Origin of the sequence: Maritimibacter alexandrii, from assembly GCF_005871115.1 — a bacterium.
GTDB lineage: Bacteria > Pseudomonadota > Alphaproteobacteria > Rhodobacterales > Rhodobacteraceae > Maritimibacter > Maritimibacter alkaliphilus.
This window is the reverse complement of sequence record NZ_SWKQ01000013.1, coordinates 276,112-293,712: the sequence shown is the minus strand read 5'-3', so window position 1 is coordinate 293,712 and position 17,601 is coordinate 276,112. Positions and strand designations below refer to the sequence as shown.

The 17,601-nt window shown below is 65.3% G+C and carries 15 protein-coding genes; 11 read left to right on the top strand and 4 right to left on the bottom strand.

Translation table 11 applies throughout. The features are described 5' to 3' along the window. Window positions 1-18: 18 nt before the first annotated feature. From FCT00_RS13935 to FCT00_RS13920, 4 genes are all read right to left on the bottom strand, one after another. Window positions 19-477 (bottom strand): tripartite tricarboxylate transporter TctB family protein, encoded by a 459-nt coding sequence (locus FCT00_RS13935; protein ID WP_171042996.1) that lies wholly within the window; start codon window positions 475-477, stop codon window positions 19-21. After that, window positions 474-1,418, bottom strand: a complete 945-nt coding sequence (locus tag FCT00_RS13930; RefSeq protein ID WP_138423495.1) for an alpha/beta hydrolase — start codon at window positions 1,416-1,418, stop codon at window positions 474-476. The genes FCT00_RS13935 and FCT00_RS13930 overlap by 4 nt, the downstream gene beginning before the upstream one ends. After that, on the bottom strand, window positions 1,415-2,386 hold the full coding sequence (locus FCT00_RS13925) for a Bug family tripartite tricarboxylate transporter substrate binding protein (RefSeq protein WP_138423494.1): 972 nt from the start codon (window positions 2,384-2,386) through the stop codon (window positions 1,415-1,417). The genes FCT00_RS13930 and FCT00_RS13925 overlap by 4 nt, the downstream gene beginning before the upstream one ends. A gap of 100 nt (window positions 2,387-2,486) precedes the next feature. Beyond that, window positions 2,487-3,491, bottom strand: a complete 1,005-nt coding sequence (locus tag FCT00_RS13920) for an AraC family transcriptional regulator (protein ID WP_212748017.1) — start codon at window positions 3,489-3,491, stop codon at window positions 2,487-2,489. Between the two features lie 226 nt (window positions 3,492-3,717). Between FCT00_RS13920 and FCT00_RS13915 the strand changes: the two genes are divergently transcribed. From FCT00_RS13915 to FCT00_RS13865, 11 genes are all read left to right on the top strand, one after another. Beyond that, window positions 3,718-4,293: a hypothetical protein gene (locus FCT00_RS13915; RefSeq protein ID WP_138423492.1), complete on the top strand. Its 576-nt coding sequence runs from the start codon at window positions 3,718-3,720 to the stop codon at window positions 4,291-4,293. 158 nt (window positions 4,294-4,451) lie between these two features. Further along, a complete protein-coding gene (locus FCT00_RS13910; protein WP_138423491.1) occupies window positions 4,452-5,147 on the top strand; it encodes a hypothetical protein in 696 nt (231 codons plus the stop codon). A gap of 9 nt (window positions 5,148-5,156) precedes the next feature. Next, window positions 5,157-5,873 carry an ABC transporter ATP-binding protein gene (locus FCT00_RS13905; RefSeq protein ID WP_138423490.1) on the top strand — a complete coding sequence of 239 codons (717 nt, stop codon included), beginning with the start codon at window positions 5,157-5,159 and terminating at the stop codon, window positions 5,871-5,873. A 2-nt stretch (window positions 5,874-5,875) separates the two neighbouring features. Beyond that, window positions 5,876-8,239, top strand: a complete 2,364-nt coding sequence (locus tag FCT00_RS13900) for an ABC transporter permease (RefSeq protein WP_235889088.1) — start codon at window positions 5,876-5,878, stop codon at window positions 8,237-8,239. A gap of 4 nt (window positions 8,240-8,243) precedes the next feature. Next, window positions 8,244-9,452, top strand: coding sequence for an efflux RND transporter periplasmic adaptor subunit (locus FCT00_RS13895; protein WP_138423488.1), 1,209 nt, complete (start codon window positions 8,244-8,246; stop codon window positions 9,450-9,452). Window positions 9,453-9,629: 177 nt separating this feature from the next. After that, window positions 9,630-10,775: an acetylornithine deacetylase gene (gene argE, locus FCT00_RS13890; protein ID WP_138423487.1), complete on the top strand. Its 1,146-nt coding sequence runs from the start codon at window positions 9,630-9,632 to the stop codon at window positions 10,773-10,775. 338 nt (window positions 10,776-11,113) lie between these two features. Then, entirely contained in the window at window positions 11,114-12,073 is a 960-nt protein-coding gene (locus tag FCT00_RS13885) for a hypothetical protein (RefSeq protein WP_138423486.1), read from the top strand. Window positions 12,074-12,382: 309 nt separating this feature from the next. After that, window positions 12,383-13,480, top strand: coding sequence for an ABC transporter ATP-binding protein (locus FCT00_RS13880; RefSeq protein ID WP_008330341.1), 1,098 nt, complete (start codon window positions 12,383-12,385; stop codon window positions 13,478-13,480). A gap of 107 nt (window positions 13,481-13,587) precedes the next feature. Next, the gene (locus FCT00_RS13875; protein ID WP_138423485.1) at window positions 13,588-14,685 is read left to right on the top strand and encodes an extracellular solute-binding protein; all 1,098 of its coding nucleotides are present in this window, start codon (window positions 13,588-13,590) and stop codon (window positions 14,683-14,685) included. Window positions 14,686-14,752: 67 nt separating this feature from the next. Then, on the top strand, window positions 14,753-16,381 hold the full coding sequence (locus FCT00_RS13870) for an ABC transporter permease (RefSeq protein ID WP_138423484.1): 1,629 nt from the start codon (window positions 14,753-14,755) through the stop codon (window positions 16,379-16,381). Window positions 16,382-16,447: 66 nt separating this feature from the next. After that, entirely contained in the window at window positions 16,448-17,596 is a 1,149-nt protein-coding gene (locus FCT00_RS13865) for an ABC transporter permease (RefSeq protein WP_040885556.1), read from the top strand. The last annotated feature ends 5 nt before the right edge of the window (window positions 17,597-17,601 follow it).

Below are 17,601 nucleotides of genomic sequence, written 5' to 3'. Positions count from 1 at the left end.
GGTGATCTTTCCGGTGCGTCAGAACGCGAAGGCGCGCAGCGGCATCCCGAGGGCGACGATGAAGACGAGCCAACTGATCCCGGCAAGGCCACCCGCGAGAAGGACGAGTGTCAGAGGTTTGGTGCGCGGGTCGGCGAACCCCGCCGTCAGCACCAGCAGGAAGGCGGCAGGCACCATGCCGAGCGGGCGGATCGTCAGCGCGAAAAGCGCGACCGACAGGGTGACGAGCGCCACGGCACGCACGTTGACGCGCGGCACCGCCGCTTGGTCGAGTGATTTGCCGAGGGCCGCGGCGGCCACACCCAGCCCGCACAGCGCAAGGCAGACACCGAGCACGACGGGAAAGAAGCCCGGCCCCATGTTCGCGGGCGTTCCGATGTGTTGCGAGGTAAGCGCCTTGAGCGCCGCCCCACCGCCCAAGAGGGCGAGCAGGGTGCCGCCCGCCAGTTCACGCGCCCGTTCGACGGTCACGGTCATGCCGATGTCTCCTCCCCTTCCTTGGCGCGGGTGGCGAGCCAGCGCGTGACCCGCGCCATCGCCTGACCTGCCGCATCGAACCGATACTTGGTGAAGCCGTGCGGCATCTCGGCGAACACGTCCAGCGTCACCGGGCATCCGGCACTTGCGGCGCGTTCGGATGCGCTCAGGGCTTCGCTGAACAGCCCCTCGCTCGCGCCCACGATAACATGGATCGGTGGCAGGTCGTCGAACCTTCCGAACACCGGCGAGGCCCGCCAGTCGGCCCGGTCCGCGTCGCCCATGTAAAGCGCGATCATGTCGTTGCCCATCTCGCGCGTCGCGATGTCCTTGCCTGCGTTGAAGTCCCAGCTTTCGCCGGACAGGGTAAGGTCGACGAAGGGGCTGATGCAGCTGATCGCGAAGGGCATGGGCCTGCCTTGGTCCCTGAGCGTCATCGCGGTGGACAGGACGAGCCCGCCGCCCGCGGATTCCCCGACCAGCGCAAAACGCCTGCCGTCGGCCCCCAATGCGGATGCCACCGCGACCGCGTCTTCGACGGCGGCCGGGAAGGGGTTTTCGGGCGCCTGCCGGTACGCGGTCGCAAAGACGCGGCACCCGGACCCCAGCGCGATCTCGGCCGCATTCGCGCGGCCAAGGTCGAGGCTGCCACGAATGTAGCCGCCGCCGTGAAAGAACACGAGCACGTCGTCCGAGGCGTCGGGGCCGGATATCCATTCGCCTTCCACACCACCCAGCGCGCCGGGTTCGACGGCGACGCCCGCCGGAACGGGCCGGAAGAACGGGTTCTGCACCATCTTGGCGGTGGCCGCGCGCAGGGCCGCGATATCGCCGCTCGCCCGGTAGCTCTGAGCGAACTTCACGTCTTCGAGCATCTTGCGCACGACCTCGATATCCCCGTCGGTGACGGGGATATCGGTCCTGATGATCTTGGCGCTCATTGCGCGAGGCTCACGCCGAGGCTTTCGATCAGATCGGCTGCGGCCGGGGATTCGTCCGCGATGAAGCTCGTGAATTCCTCGGGTGTGCTCAGGACGGCCTCGTAGCCGTTCGGCACGACGATTTCGGCTTCGAAGGCGGGGTCCGAGATGACCTCGGCAAAGGCCTCGTAGATCGCCATCTTGATTTCGGACGGCGTGCCGCCCGGCACCGCGATCCCGGCGATCGAGTAGATTTCCAACTCGGGAAAGCCGACCTCGGCAAAGGTCGGGACGTCCGGCAGCGCCGCCTGACGTTCGGCCCCGTTCATCGCGAGCATCCGCAGCTTGCCGCCTTCGCCGAACCGGGTGGCGAGCACGGTGCTGGCCACGGTCGCGTCGATCTGACCGCCGAGCATGTCCTGAAGCATCTGGCCGCCGTTGGAATAAGGCACGTGTTTCATCTCGATCCCGGCGGCGGTGTTAAGCTTCTCCATCCCGAGGTGCATGATGTGTCCCACCCCGAACGATCCGAAGGTGCCGGTGCTTTCCTTCATCTGCGCGATGAACTCGTCCGCAGTCTGGGCCTCGATGGACCCGCGCACCAGAAGGCCGAACTGGACGTTGAACAGCTGGCTGACGGGTTCGAGGTCGGTGGCCGGATCGTAGGGGAGCGACGCGTAGAGCGCCGGGTTGTTCAGGAAGGTCGATTCGGTGCCGGCGAAAATCGTGTAGCCGTCCGGGGCGGCCTGCGCGACGGTGTTGGCCGAGATGACCTCGTTCGCGCCGGGGCGGGTGTCGACGACGACCGGCTGGCCCCATTTTTCCTGAAGTTTCTCGGCTGCGGCGCGCATGACGGCGTCGAAGGCGAAGCCCGGATAGGCGTGAATGATGGTCACGGGCTTGGACGGATAGTCCTGCGCGAAAGCGGCAGGGGCGATCAGCGTCGCGGCGACGGCGGCGCGGACGATCTGTGTGAACGTGCGTTTCATGGTGGTTCCTCCTGAGGGGCGAGCCGTCCTCCCGGTCTCGCTTCGGCCTCGGACATTAGCGGGACTCGGATGGGTCTTCTTGACATTTTGGGACAGGCGGTCAGGTGCCCGCCCGCGCCGCCGCCCGGCTGTCGCGCGGCGTCTGGCCCATCGCGTCGCGATACCACCGGCTGAAGACCGCCGGGCTTTCGAACCCGACGAGCAGCGCGATCTCGGCCATCGAGCGATCCGTGCTCACCACGTATTGCTGCGCGAACTCCCGCCGCACGTCATGGAGCAGGCCCGAGAACGTCAGCCCCTCGCGCGACAGCCGCCGATGCAGGGTGCGCCGGTCGATGCCGAGAAGCCCGGCGATCCGGTCCGCCCGCGCCTCGCCCTGCCCAAGCGTGAGCACGATGAGCTGGCGCACGCGGTAGAGAAAGACCTCGGGCGCGCTTTGCACATCCGCGAGGATGGCGCGCGCATCCTTGTCGAAGGCCGGGGCCGCCCGTTTGAGCGACAGCGACAGGTCCGCGCGTTCCAGCACGATGGCGTTGTATTCCTGCTCGAACTCGGGAACCTGCCCGAAATGCGCCAGATAGGTTCGCTCCGGCAGCACGCGGGCATGGCGAAACAGGATGCCCGCCGGGCGCCAGTCCGGGCCGAGAATCCATCGAAACATCTCGCGCACCCCGGCCACGATCATCTCGGCGCTCTGGCGCGACAGGCGATGGTCGGTGGTCAGCAATTCGATGGCATGGACGATGGTGTCGCCCATGTCGATATTGGTGAGGTAAAGCGCGTTCGAATGCAGGTGAAACGCCTGCGCGATGGTTTCCAGCACGTCGCCCAGCGTTTCCTTTTCCCGCAGGAAAAGCGCCACCGGCCCGAGGTCGGGCATCTGCCGGAATTCGGCCAGCCGCAGCCCGAAATCGGGCATGTCGAGCATCCGCGCGGCGGTTTCCAGAAGCGCCGTCGGCACCTCGACCGGCACACGGGTATCGCGATCCAGCGCGGATTCGAGCGGATAGCCCGCCGCCGAAAAGACCTTGGCCGGGTCCTGACCGAGATGGGTCAGGAAGCGCGTGTAATCGAGAACGAGGGTGCCGCGGATATTGGCCGACATGGCGCGATCATGACCGGGCGGCGCGCCCGCGTCAAAACGCATCGGCCTATGGCGTGACTTGGCGGTAGCTTGGGAACGGTCCAACTCGGCAACAGTCGCGGAAAACAGCAGCGCCACGCCGGCAGGGCACTGGCGGGCCTGCCGGGAATACGACACTACTGACGATCGGGATGGAACCTCTGCGCGCCGGTGATCCGGCCGCGTCGTTCGAAGGAGCGCGGGTGAAATGTTGACCTATCTGCGCGGGATCGCCGTGGCGATTGCCGTGACCCTTGCCGCCGCGACGCTTCCGGGTGCGGCCCGTGCCCAGATCTCGGGCCTGTGCGATCAGGTGACGGTCGAGTATTTCAGCAAGTTCTGGCACATCAAGCCGCCCATCCTCCGCCCGCTGAACGAAGAGATGAACGCGCGGCAGATCGCCTGCGGCAACGTCTATCGCCTGTCGCCGGAGTTCGATCTGGTGGTGTCCTACGGCGGGATGGTGTTCCTCAACAGTTTCAACGCGCAGTCCTTTTCGCTGGGCGTGAATTTCGAGGTCCAGTATCGCCCCGATGTCCTTGGCGATTTCGGCCTGTATGGCGGTTTGGATGCCGGGTTCATCTACGGCTATCAGGGGTTCCTGCGCCCCGACCTTCTGATCGGTCCCCTGCGTGCCGGGGCGATCGCCAAGGCCGGGTTCCTGTATGACGTGCCTGATACGAACCTGACCGCTTTCGCCGGAGTCCGTTACGTGCCCGCACGCGGGCGCAACGGCAGCGGCATTTTCGCGCCGGGGATGGGCCTGACCTACCACTTCGACTGACGCGGGCGACCCGGTCGGGGTCATCCGTCCCGGCGGGCGCGGGCGCTGCGTCAGCGTGGGCCTTTGTGGGCCGGCCCTCCGCGCGGTAGGATGGGGCGAGGCAAGCCGGCTCCGGGCCTTCGCTCGGCAAGGCTGCGGCGAAGGCGAGGGGACGCGCCATGAAGGATGCCCCGAAAGATGCCCGCGCGGGGGCCTACGCGGTCGCCGCGACGCTTGCGGCGGTGGCCGAGGAACTGGACGCCTTGCCGGACCATCGCGGTGCCCGCGTCCATGTGCTCTTCGCCCACCTCTACCGCTACACGACCGCACGATGGCTGGGCGCGCTGGACGGTGCGGTCGAGGCAGAACTGGCCTACCGCGTCATCGGGCGGTTCTACGATCTCTACGCTTCCGGGGTGCTGGTCTGCCGCGATGCGCCGCTTGGCGAGGTGCCGAAGCCGTGGCGGAAATACCACCGGGTCGCAAGGCGTCTTACCCTGTCCTCACCGATCTTCCTGCACCTCGTTCTGGTCTCGCTCGCCGCGCGGGCGCATATCCGGCACGACCTCGGCCCAGCGATCCATGCGGCGGTGAGCGGCTTGCCGGAGGGGCCGGATCGGGCGCGGCAGGTCGAGGCCCTGTTGCGGTCGCGCGCGTCGGGCGAGGCGTTCATCGCGGCGGCCCGCGATTTCATTGCGCATTTCGCGGATCATCCCAGCCGCTGGCGGCGCATCTGGCTGCGCCTTTATGACCGTGGAATCGTGGGGCTGCGGCCCATCTGGCTGTCCACGCTTCAAGGTTGGCGGCAGCGTTCTTATGCACAGACCACGAAAAATATTGAACCAGATCAAAGTGGCGTCGCACCATATGGCTAGGATGGCCACATGGCGAACGGGATGAACAGGGTCTTTCACACCACCGCAATCACCAAGGTCTACAGGACCGGGGAGGTGGACGTGCACGCGCTGCGTGGCGTGGATGCAGAGCTTTACACGGGCGAATTCACCGTGTTGCTCGGCGCGTCGGGGTCGGGCAAGTCGACACTTCTCAACATTCTGGGCGGCCTCGACCATGCGAGCGCCGGGCAGGCGTGGTTCCGCGATCAGGAATTGACGGCGATGAGCGAGCGGGAGCTGACGCGCTATCGCCGCGAGCATGTCGGGTTCGTCTTTCAGTTCTACAACCTCGTGCCCTCGCTGACGGCGCGTGAAAACGTGGCGCTCGTGACCGAGATCGCCAAGAACCCGATGAAACCGGAGGAGGCGTTGGAGCGGGTGGGGCTGACCCACAGGCTCGACCACTTTCCGGCGGAAATGTCGGGGGGCGAGCAGCAGCGTGTCGCGATTGCGCGCGCGATCGCCAAACGGCCCGAAGTGCTCCTGTGCGACGAGCCGACCGGGGCGCTGGATTCGAACACCGGGGTTCAGGTGTTGGACGCCTTGGCGAAGATCAACGCCGAGCTCGGCACCTCGACCATCGTCATCACCCATAACGCGGGCATCCGAAAGATGGCGCACCGCGTCGTGCATTTCGCGGACGGCAACATCGCGCAGGTGGTGACCAACGACAGCCGCATCGCCCCGTCCGAAATCGAGTGGTGACGATGCGCGCGCTGGACAAGAAGCTCTTTCGCGACATCCGCAGGCTCTGGGCGCAGGCGCTGGCCATCGCCGCCGTGCTGTCGGTGGGGGTCATGATTATGGTCATGGCCTTCGGCACCCAGCGCAGCCTGACCGAGACGCGCGACACGTTCTACGATCGGGCGCGGTTCGCCGATATCTGGTCCTCTGCCGCGCGCGCCCCGAAAACGCTGGTCGAAGAGATCGCGTCCATTCCCGGTGTCGCGCGGGTCGAAGCCCGGATCAGCCAGTTCGCGGTGCTCGACCTGCCGGATATGTCCGATCCGGCGATGGCGCAGATCCTTTCGATCCCGGCCTCGGGCGAGCCCGTGATGAACGCGCTCATCGTCAAGGAGGGGCGGCTGCCCGGTTTTGGCCGTCGCGACGAGGTCGTGGTGAACGAAGCCTTCGCGCTGGCCCATGACTATGGCCCCGGCGACGGTTTCTCGGTCACGCTGAACGGCCAGAAGCGCGACGTGCGCATCACCGGCGTCGTCCTCAGCCCCGAGTTCATCTACACCATCGGCCCCGGCTCGATCATGCCCGACGACGAACGCTTCGGCATCCTGTGGATGGCCGAAGACGTGATCGCGGCGGCCTTCAACCTGTCGGGTGCCTTCAACTCCGTGACGCTGTCGGTCACCCGCGGCACCGATCTGGAGCCGGTCCGGGACGACCTCGAAGCCCTGCTGAAACCCTATGGCGGCACCGGGTCTTATGCCCGCGATCAGCAGGTCTCGAACGCGTTTCTGGACGGCGAGTTGGAGCAGCTCGACGTCATGGCGCGGATCGTGCCGCCGATCTTCCTCGTCGTGAGCGCGTTCCTCGTGAACATGGTGCTGGGCCGGCTCATCCAGTTGGAGCGCGAACAGATCGGGCTATTGAAGGCGCTGGGTTATTCCACCGGCGAGATCGCGGCGCATTACCTGAAACTGTCTCTGGGGATCGGGGCCATCGGCGTCGTCATCGGCTGGCTGATGGGGCTGGCCGCGTCACAGGCGATGGCGTCGGTCTATGTCGAATACTTCCACTTCCCCTATCTGGTCTTCGTGCAACGCCCGAGCGTCTACGTGATCGGGGCCGCCGCCGGCCTTCTGGCCGCGCTCGTCGGCGCGATGATGGCGGTGCGCCGCGTCGTGGGCCTGTCGCCCGCCGTGGCCATGTCGCCGCCCGCGCCCACGCGGTTCCGCCGGGGCCTGTTCGACCGGCTCATTCAGGTCATGCGCCCGCAGCAGCCGACCATGATGATCCTGCGCGCCATCGGGCGCTGGCCGCTCAGGGCCGCGCTGACCAGTCTGGGGATCTCGATCTCGGCGGCGATCATCGTCGCGGGGCTTTTCATGTTCGACAGCTTCGACGAGCTGCTCGACGTGGCCTTCGTGCAGGCCAACCGTCAGGACGCGATCCTCGAATTCGCCATCGAACGCCCCGAGGCGGTGCTGGACGCGGTCGAGAACCTGCCCGGCGTGATGCGGGCCGAGGGCAGCCTGTCGATCCCCGTGCGTCTGCACCACGGCCACCTGACCCGCACCATCGGGATCGAGGCCGCGCGGCCCGGCAACGACCTTGTGCGCGTCTTCGACGGCGACGACCGGGTCGAAGTGGCACCGGAGCACGGGCTGGTGCTGGCAAAACGTCTGGCCGATCATCTGGACGCCGACATCGGCGACATCCTCGAGGTCGAGTTCCTGCAAGAAGGCGACACCCGCTACCGCGTGCCCATAACCGGCACCGTGGCGCAGTTCTTCGGCCTCTCCGCCTATATGGACCTGGAGACCGCGAGCGGGATACTCGGGCACATGCCGCGCCTGAGCCTCGCCAATGTCGAGATCGACGACGCGCGGCGCGAGGAATTGTTCGAGGCGATCAAGGCCAGCCCCGCGATCTCGGGCATCACCTATATGTCCGAGGTGCGGCGCGGCTTCGATGAAACCATCGCGGAAAGCGCGGGGATCACGCTGACGGTCTATACCTTCATGGCCGCACTCATCGCCATTGGCGTGGTCTACAACTCGGCCCGTATCCAACTGTCGGAACGCGCCCGCGAACTGGCGAGCCTGCGCATCCTCGGCTTCACCAAGGGCGAGGTGAGCTACATCCTTCTGGGCGAATTGTTCATCCTCACGCTGGTCGCGATCCCCGTGGGCCTCGTCATGGGCTACGGCATGGCGGCGGGCATGGTCGAAAGCTTCAAATCCGACCTCTATGCGCTGCCGCTCATCGTGACCGATACAACCTACTGGCGTGCCGCGGGCGTGGTGGCGGGGGCCACCATCGTCTCGGCCCTGATCGTGCGGCGGCGGATCGACCGCATGGACCTCGTCGCCGTGATGAAAACAAGGGAGTGACCCCATGAAACTGAGAACCATCGTAATCGGCGCCGTGGCCGTGGCGGCCATCGGAGGTGCGGTCTGGGTGTCGATGCAGCCTGAGATCGTTCCGGTCGACATGGCCGAGGTGACGGCGGGCCCGATGGAAGTCACGGTGAACGCCGACGGCACCACGCGCGTGCGCGACGTGTTCGAAGTGGCGGCCCCCGTATCGGGCACCGTCGGGCGCTCGCCGGTCAAGGTCGGCGACACGGTCATCAAGGGCGAAACGGTCATCGCGCGGATCGAACCGGGCGAGCCTGCGTTCCTCGACGAACGCGCCCGCAAGCAGGCCGAGGCGGCGGTGGCACAGGCCGAAGCGGCGCTCGCGCTGGCGAAGACCCAGATCACCGTGGCCGAGGCCGATCTGAACAACGCGCAGCGTCAGCTCAACCGCGCCTTCGATCTGCACGAACGCGGAACCACGTCGGATGCGGCGCTCGAAACGGCCGAAACCGCCGTCGACATCGCCTCGGCGCAGCTCGACAGCGCCCATGCCACGGCGGACATGCGGATGAGCGAGGTGGCGGCGGCGCGCGCCGTTCTCACCCAGCCCGGCGAGCGCACCCTCGACGAAGAAGAGGCCTGTTGCGTCGATATCCGGGCACCCGTGTCGGGCAAGGTGCTGTCGGTCACCTCGACGTCGGCCCGGCCGGTGACGGCGGGAACCACGCTCCTGACCATCGGGCCGACCGACGATCTGGAAATCGTCGTGGAACTCCTGTCGACCGACGCGGTGCGCCTCGCCGCGGGCGCGCCCGCCCATATCGAACGCTGGGGCGGGGACATGGCGCTCGACGCCGTCGTGCGCGAGATCGAGCCTGCGGCCTTCACCAAGGTCTCGGCGCTGGGCATCGAAGAGCAGCGCGTGCGCGTGGTTCTGGACTTCGCGGACGGCGTGGATGTGCCGCCGCTCGGCCACAACTTCCGGGTCTACGCCCGGATCGTGGAATGGTCCGCCGACAATGCCCTGCGGCTCCCGATTTCGGCGCTTTTTCGCGACGGGGCCGACTGGGCGGTCTTCGTCGTCCGGGATGGCACGGCGCACCTGACCTCCATCGACATCGGTCAGCGTAATTCGGACGAGGCCGAGGTTCTTTCGGGTCTCGAGGCGGGCGACAGGGTCATCACCCACCCCTCCGACCGTGTCGCGCAGGGCACGCTGGTCGAGGCGCGCGCGGCAGGCAACTGACCCCGGTCCACCTCTTCTCTGTTTCCCAAATACTTCAGGGGGTCAGGGGGACTGGTCCCCCTGCCGCGGCGTCCTGCCGCAAGGCAGGGCGGCGCTAGACCTGTGCGGGCGCAAGCTCGCTCTGATCGGGAACGCGGCCTATGGGCAAGACCCACGCTGCTGTGGCAGGGTCGCGCCATGACACGTCTCGACACCGCCCGCGATATCCTCGCCACGCTCATTGCCTTTCCGACCGTCTCGTCGGACAGCAATCTCGACATGATTCACTGGATGGCGGACTACCTCGAACGCCATTTCGCGCGGGTCGAGGTGCTGACGAATGCCGACGGCACCAAGGCCAACCTTTTCGCCACCATCGGGCCGGAAGGCGACGGGGGCATCGTGCTTTCGGGTCATTCCGACGTGGTGCCGGTGGCGGAGCAGGACTGGTCCTCGGACCCGTTCGAGATGCGCGAGGCGGACGGTCTGCTTTATGGGCGCGGCACCTGCGACATGAAGGGGTTCATCGCCTGCGCGCTCGCCATGGCGCCCTACTACGCGGCCCGCGATCTCGACCGTCCGATCCATTTCGCCTTCACCCATGACGAAGAGGTGGGCTGTCTCGGGGCCGCCGATCTGATCGCCGCGCTCGAGGCGCGGGGGGTGAAACCGGCCATGGCGATCATCGGCGAGCCGACCGAAATGCGGATCATCGAGGGGCACAAGGGCTGCTGCGAATACACCACGCGCTTCACCGGGCTAGAGGGGCACGGGTCCGACCCGGATCAGGGGGTGAACGCGGCCGAATACGCCGTGCGCTATGTCTCGCGCCTTTTGGAAATCCGCGAAGAGCTCAAGACCCGCGCGCCCGAGGGCAGCGCGTTCGAGCCGCCTTGGACCACGCTCAACATCGGCGGCGTTCATGGGGGCGTCGCCCACAACGTCATCGTCGGCAAGGCCGAGGTGGAGTGGGAGTTTCGCCCCGTTGTGAACGAGGACATGGATTTCGTGAAATCCGAGATCGAGGCTTACGCCCGTGACGTGCTGCTCCCGGCCATGCAGAAGGTCGAGCCGCGCGCGCGTATCCAGACCGAGGTGATCGGCGAGGTCGCGGGGTTCGAGCCGATGGAGCGCAACGCCGCGCGCGATCTGGTCATGAAACTCACCGGTGCGAACACCGCCGGGCTCGTGCCCTTCGCAACCGAGGCTGGGCTGTTTCAATCGCTGGGCTGCGATGTCGTGGTCTGCGGCCCCGGGTCCATCGCGCAGGCGCACAAGCCCGACGAATTCGTCGCACTGGACCAGTTGACCGCCTGTCTGGACCTGCTCGACCGTCTGATTTGAGGATTCCGTTAACCAATTTGGCGGACAGTGGACCTAATGGGGGAGGAACGTCGTTCGGATAGGTCATGTCCCGGATCGTTTGTGTCTTGATCGCCCTTGTTTTTGCCGTGCCGGCCCTGTCGCAGTCACGGGAAGACGGGCCTGCGGTCGAAATCTGCGCCATGAACCCTGTGGGGCATGTGGTGCCGGACGGCCTCCACCCCGCGTCAGAGCGGTTTCGATCCCCGGACAGATGGACCCTGTGCCCGGACTGCCCGGCACCCACGGACGAGGGCGTTCAACCCCTAGCCTCTGCCGACGCAGCGACAGCGGTTCTTTTCAAACCGGGCGGTGCGCCCTTGGCGCCTTTCGCCCGTCCGGTCGAGCGGGACTGCCAAAGCTACGATCTGGGCGTGGTCCCGTTCATCGCGCCGCATCCTTCGGCGGATGCCGAATGGACGCTTGAGGAGAGCCGCCGCAGGCTCGAAGCGCGGTATTGTCCCTATGACACCGAGGACGGAAAGCTGTGCCTGTCTTTCGTCTGCACGCCGGAGGAAGAACAGTGGATGCTTCTGGCCGAAGGATCGGTCGAGGGGCTCGACGTCACCGAGGCGCTTGAACTGGAACTCGACGTCCGGGTCGATGGGGCCTTGGCCGGGTATCTGACCCTGTCGGCGCGCGCCGGGTTCGAGAACGCGTTTTTCGCCGTCTACGTGCGGCAGCTCGACGACGAGCTTCTCGGCGCGCTGCGCAGGGGGCAGGCCGGGACGTTCCGGGTTCGGGCCATGAAGCAGGAGCGTGAGCTGGGCATGACGCTGGATGGCTCGTCGCGGGCCTTGGGCGCGGTTCTGGGCAATTGCGGCGATCTTCAGCGGCTCGCGACGCCCGACACCGCGCCGGACCGCTTCGTTCTGTTGAACGGCCCCTCGACCGAGGCGGCGATGGACGCGGCCCGACAGGCGCTGGACGACCGGATCGGTCGGCTGCTCGCGCTGGAGGGGGCACCGGACCCCGACGTGCGCCGCGCGGTCGCCGTCCAGTTGCCGGACGGGTGGCGGTTCGTGGATGCGCTGGTCGGTCCTTCGCCGGAACTGGGATACTCGAATTTCGCGCGATACTTCCTCGTCAAACCGCCGAACCGCGATTGGGTCGTCTTCGATCCGGTCGAGAACCCGCCCCGCATCTACATCGACCGAAAGCGCCCGATCGGGGCCTGGCCCAACCTGCTTCTGACCACGGCGGAGCGGGATCTCACGATCTACGAGCGGTGGTATTGGGACGGCTCGAATTACCTTTACCGCGAAACCATCCCACAGTAGCCACGCGGCCCCTGGTGCGGATGCGACATGGCCGATGTCGCGGGCTGACCTTGCGTCACCTTGCGGCCCGGCCTGAGTCTCACGGGAAATTCATGTCGATTCCGTGCGCATCGCGGGCCGCCGCCGCAACAATGCACAAGCCTAGGGCAGGGCATGAGAAACTTCGTGTCGCTTTCGGTATCAATAGGTTCGTGTCTGAGCAAACGCTCATTTAATGCCCAAAAGCCTGTTGAAATCCCGAGGTCAATCGTGTTGGCTTTGATCAAAACCAAAAACAAATGAAATCCGACAGGGATGTAAGGGGGTCTTTTGGCCAGCCAAGAGGGAAACGACGGTTTCGTCGTATTTGATCGCGTTCAGAAATCCTATGACGGCGAAACGCTCGTCGTGAAGGATCTGAACCTGTCCATTGGGAAGGGCGAGTTCCTGACCATGCTGGGGCCCTCGGGGTCTGGCAAAACCACCTGCCTGATGATGCTCGCGGGGTTCGAGACGGCGACGCACGGGGACATCCTCCTCGGCGGTCAGCCGATCAACAACATCCCGCCGCACAAACGCGGGATCGGGATGGTGTTCCAGAACTACGCGCTGTTTCCGCATATGTCGGTGGGCGAAAACCTGTCGTTCCCGCTGGAAGTGCGCAAGATCGGCAAGTCCGACCGCGAGGAAAAGGTCAAACGCGCGCTGGACATGGTTCAGATGGGCGATTTCATCAACCGCCGCCCGGCCCAGCTTTCGGGCGGTCAGCAGCAGCGGATCGCACTGGCCCGCGCGCTGGTGTTCGAGCCCGAGCTGGTGCTCATGGACGAACCGCTCGGCGCGCTCGACAAGCAACTGCGTGAGCACATGCAGTTCGAGATCACGCGACTGGCCCACGACCTTGGCATCACCACGGTCTACGTGACCCACGACCAGACCGAGGCGCTGACCATGTCGGACCGCGTGGCCGTGTTCGACGATGGCCGCATCCAGCAGCTCGATCCGCCCGATGTTCTGTACGAAGAACCGAAGAACAGCTTCGTCGCGCAGTTCATCGGCGAGAACAACACGCTTGAAGGCGTCGTCAAGGAAATCACGGGCGATACCTGTGTCATCCAACTGGACGACGGCGAAGTGATCGACGCCAAGCCCGTGAACGTGTCCGAGGTCGGCCAGCGCACGCAGGTGTCGATCCGCCCCGAACGCGTCGAATACAACAGCGAGCGTCTTCAGAAAGGCGCCCATACGCTCAAGGCCGAAGTGCTCGAGTTCATCTACATGGGCGATATTTTCCGCACGCGGCTGAGGGTCGCGGGCAACGAGGATTTCATCATCAAGACGCGCAACGCGCCCGATCAGGTCAAGCTGAAGCCGGGCGAGCAGATCGAAATCGGCTGGTTGCCGGAAGACTGCCGCGCGCTCGATTGATACCGAGACACCCCTGCGCCGCTCGGGCGCGGGTGGGATGGAGGGCGGGCTCGCCCGGCTCTGCCTCTCCGGAAACCCAAAAAGGGCGAATGACTGGGAGTAACTCTATGCAACTCAAGACCCTCCTTCTGGGCTCTGCCGTGGCAAGCATCGGCGGTATGGCCGTCGCTCAGGACATGACGTTCGTGTCCTGGGGTGGTGCCTATCAGGCGAGCCAGCAAAAGGCCTATGTCGAGCCTTACCTGGCCGACCATCCCGATATGTCGATCACCTGGGACGAAAGCTCGGCCGAAGCCGTGGCCAAACTGCGCGCCATGAACGAAGCCGGTAACATCACCTGGGATCTGGTCGACGTCGTGGCCGCGGACGCCATCCGCCTGTGCGACGAAGGCCTCGCCATGGAAATCGACTTCGACGAGATGCTCGCCGAAGGTGACGACGGCACCTCGGCCGAGGACGACTTCGGCGATCTTCTGGTGTCGGACTGCTTCATCCCGCAGATCGTCTATTCGACGACCGCGGCCTACCGCCCCGACCTTCTGCCCGAAGGCGCGCCCGCGCCGGAGTCGATCTGTGCGATGTTCGACACCGAGACCTATCCGGGCAAGCGCGCGCTCGAGCAGCGCCCGATCAACAACATGGAGTGGGCCCTGCTCTGTGACGGTGTCGCCAAGGAAGACATCTACGACGTTCTCGAGACCGAGGAAGGTCAGGATCAGGCGTTCGCCAAGCTCGACACCATCAAGGACGACATCATCTGGTGGTCGGCCGCCGCCGAGCCGCCGCAGCTTCTCGCCGACGGCGAGATCGTGATGGGTTCGTCCTACAACGGCCGCTGGTTCTCGGCGATCGAAGAGCAGGATCAGCCCTTCGAGATGCTCTGGGACGCGCAGGTGTTCGACCTTGACGGCTGGATCATCCCGGCCGGTCTGCCGGAAGAGCGTCTCGAGCCGGTGCTGGACTTCGTGCGCTTCGCGACCGACACCCAGCGTCTTGCCGATCAGGCCGCCTACATCTCCTACGGTCCGGCCCGTCAGTCGTCGGCGCCGCTCGTGGGCGACCACGCCGAGCTGGGTATTCCGATGGGGCCTCACATGCCGACCGCACCGGAGAACTCGCAGAACGTGTTCGTCTACAACTACACCTGGTGGGCTGATTACCGCGACGACCTGGACGCCAAGTTCCAGGCCTGGCTCGCCCAGTAATCTCACCTGACACCATCGGGGAGGGGCTTTCGGGCCCCTCCCACCCCAAACGCCAAGGACAAAGATCATGAGCGACGCGACCGAGACTTCCGGCCCGATGCTAGCCGCCGACGGGCGGCCGCTGAAGGCGAGCCTCAACCGGGCCCTGCGTCGGCAGAAATTGCGCGCCCTGATGCTGATCGCGCCGCTTCTGATCTTTATCCTCGTGGCCTTCATCGCGCCGATCGCGGACATGCTGTTCCGCTCGGTCGAGAACGGGATCGTCGCGGAAACCCTGCCGCGGACCGTCGAAGCGATGGACGAGTGGGACGCCGATGCAGAACCCGTGCCGGGGGAAGAGGTCTATTTCGCGCTGTTTCGCGATATGTTCGTGGCCTCGGAAAAGAAGATCCACACCCGGCTCGGCTCGCGGCTCAACTACGAGACGACGGGGATTTCGTCGATCTTCCGGCAATCTGGCCGCGAGGTCGAGGACATCGCCGAAATCTATGAGGATCAGTTCGACGATCTGAACGAGAACTGGACCGAAGAAATCTTCTGGGCCGAACTCATGGGCGATCCCGACTGGTTCGCCGAAGCTTCGGCCACCGAGGACGGTCCCGGCCCCGATTTCGTGCTGAAAGAGGGGATGGAGGACCGGCTCCCGCTGACGACCGAAGCCTATCTGGCTTTTGCCGAATTCACCCAGACCGAGGACGAGGACAATCCGGCGTCCGAGAATGTCTGGCCACTGGTTCACGCCATGCTCTATCACGACCTCACCGGGGATGCCGCGATCGACGGATACACCGGGTTCGGGTCGGAAGAGTTGCAGGCGGCGAAAGAGGCGGTCGCGGAATTCGAAGCCGTGAACTACAAGCAAGCCTTCCTCGACATCGACGAAGACTGGGGCAGCGCAGATGTGATGCAGACCATCAAGGTCTACTCGCCCACCTATACGCCCGGCTATTTCCTGACCGCCGTCGATCTGCAACTGAACCCGGAAGGGGTCGAGGCGCAGCCGGACGATCAGGCCATCTACCTCAAGCTGTTCTGGCGCACGGTCTGGATGTCGCTGACCATCACCGTAGCGACGATCCTTCTGGGGTATCCGGTGGCGTTCCTGCTCGCCAACCTGCCGATGCGCGTGTCGTCGCTTCTGATGATCCTCGTGCTCCTCCCGTTCTGGACCTCGCTCCTAGTGCGGACATCGGCCTGGAAAGTGCTGCTGCAACAACAAGGCGTCATCAACGACGTGCTCGTCTGGTCCGGGCTGATCAACGAAGCCGGGCGACTGGTGATGATAAACAACCAGTTGGGCACGATCATCGCGATGACGCACATCCTGCTGCCGTTCATGATCCTGCCGCTCTATTCGGTGATGGCGACCATTCCGCCCAGTTTCGTGCGGGCGGCGAAAAGCCTTGGCGCGACCAACGTGACCGCCTTCCGCCGGGTCTATTTCCCGCAGTCGGTGCCCGGGATCGGGGCGGGGTCGATCCTCGTCTTCATCCTCGCCATCGGCTACTACATCACCCCCGCGCTGGTCGGCGGCACGACGGGTATCTTCATCTCGAACCGGATCGCCTATCACATCTCGTCCAGCCTCAACTGGGGTCTGGCGGCGGCGCTCGGGACCATCCTTCTTGCCGCGGTGCTCATCCTTTACTGGGCCTATGACCGGATCGTGGGCATCGACAACGTGAAGCTGGGGTAAACCATGACGGACGCGACTGTGAACGACACCGGCGACGAGCTGATCCTGGACAAGGGCGAGCCGCCCATGTGGGGCTTCACCGTCCCGGTGGTGGCTGTCTTCGGGGGCTTCTTCGGCTTTCTCGCGGGCAACACCAACGACGCGGGCCTGATGGGCTTCATCCTCGGCCTGATCTACGGCGGCGCGCTTGGGTTCATCCTGAACAGCTTTGTGCCGAACCGGACGGCCGGGCGCTGGGTGGTGATCGGGCTGACCGCCGTGCTGGGCTTCGTCCTCGGAAAATGGGGCGGGGCCGCCGCAGGCGCCATCGTCGGCGCCGTGATGAGCTGGGTCGCCTACTGGATCGGGCGCGGGCATTACCGGGACGGCGTGCCGATCTACGCCACCGCCGGTCAGACGCTGTGGCACAACACCTATCTGTTCATCTGCGGCTTCATCTTCTTCTTCTTGATCGCGCCGATCCTCACGATCATTCCGCTGTCGTTCAACGCCGAGAACTTCTTCACCTTCACGCCCGAGATGCTGTCTCTCAGCCCCGAAGGCTACAGCCTGAAACACTATCAGGACTTCTTCACCAACTCGGACTGGCAAAGCGCCATGTGGAACTCGCTCAAGATCGCGCCGATGGCGACGATCCTCGCGGTCGGGTTCGGGACGCTGGCGGCCATCGGTCTGAGCCAGCCGCACGTCCCGTTCCGCCGGGCGATCATGGCGATCCTCATCAGCCCGATGATCGTGCCGCTCATCATCTCGGCCGCCGGGATGTATTTCTTCTACAGCCGCGTGAACCTTCAGGGCACCTATCTGGGGGTCGTGCTGGCCCATGCAGCACTCGGTATCCCCTTCGTCATCATCACGGTGACCGCGACGCTCGTGGGTTTCGACCGGTCATTGACGCGGGCCTCGGCCAACCTCGGGGCGGACCCGGTGACCACGTTCCTGCGCATCCAGATGCCGCTCATCCTGCCGGGCGTGATCTCGGGCGGCCTGTTCGCCTTCATCACCTCGTTCGACGAGGTGGTCGTGGTGCTCTTCGTCGGGTCCGCGCAACAGAAGACGTTGCCATGGCAGATGTTCATCGGTCTGCGCGAGCAGATCAGCCCGACCATCCTTGCCGTCGCCACGATCCTTGTCGTGATTTCCATCGCGCTGCTCACCACCGTCGAGCTTCTGCGCCGCCGGTCTGAGCGGATGCGGGGCCTCGCGCCGAGTTGATCGCA

Coding starts and splice junctions, on each gene's coding strand:
- FCT00_RS13865 (WP_040885556.1), top strand. CDS start 16,448: ATGTGGGGCTTCACCGTCCCGGTGGTGGCTGTCTTCGGGGGCTTCTTC.
- FCT00_RS13905 (WP_138423490.1), top strand. CDS start 5,157: ATGGCGAACGGGATGAACAGGGTCTTTCACACCACCGCAATCACCAAG.
- FCT00_RS13895 (WP_138423488.1), top strand. CDS start 8,244: ATGAAACTGAGAACCATCGTAATCGGCGCCGTGGCCGTGGCGGCCATC.
- FCT00_RS13910 (WP_138423491.1), top strand. CDS start 4,452: ATGAAGGATGCCCCGAAAGATGCCCGCGCGGGGGCCTACGCGGTCGCC.
- FCT00_RS13915 (WP_138423492.1), top strand. CDS start 3,718: ATGTTGACCTATCTGCGCGGGATCGCCGTGGCGATTGCCGTGACCCTT.
- FCT00_RS13900 (WP_235889088.1), top strand. CDS start 5,876: ATGCGCGCGCTGGACAAGAAGCTCTTTCGCGACATCCGCAGGCTCTGG.
- FCT00_RS13875 (WP_138423485.1), top strand. CDS start 13,588: ATGCAACTCAAGACCCTCCTTCTGGGCTCTGCCGTGGCAAGCATCGGC.
- FCT00_RS13920 (WP_212748017.1), bottom strand. CDS start 3,491: ATGTCGGCCAATATCCGCGGCACCCTCGTTCTCGATTACACGCGCTTC.
- FCT00_RS13930 (WP_138423495.1), bottom strand. CDS start 1,418: ATGAGCGCCAAGATCATCAGGACCGATATCCCCGTCACCGACGGGGAT.
- FCT00_RS13870 (WP_138423484.1), top strand. CDS start 14,753: ATGAGCGACGCGACCGAGACTTCCGGCCCGATGCTAGCCGCCGACGGG.
- argE (WP_138423487.1), top strand. CDS start 9,630: ATGACACGTCTCGACACCGCCCGCGATATCCTCGCCACGCTCATTGCC.
- FCT00_RS13935 (WP_171042996.1), bottom strand. CDS start 477: ATGACCGTGACCGTCGAACGGGCGCGTGAACTGGCGGGCGGCACCCTG.
- FCT00_RS13925 (WP_138423494.1), bottom strand. CDS start 2,386: ATGAAACGCACGTTCACACAGATCGTCCGCGCCGCCGTCGCCGCGACG.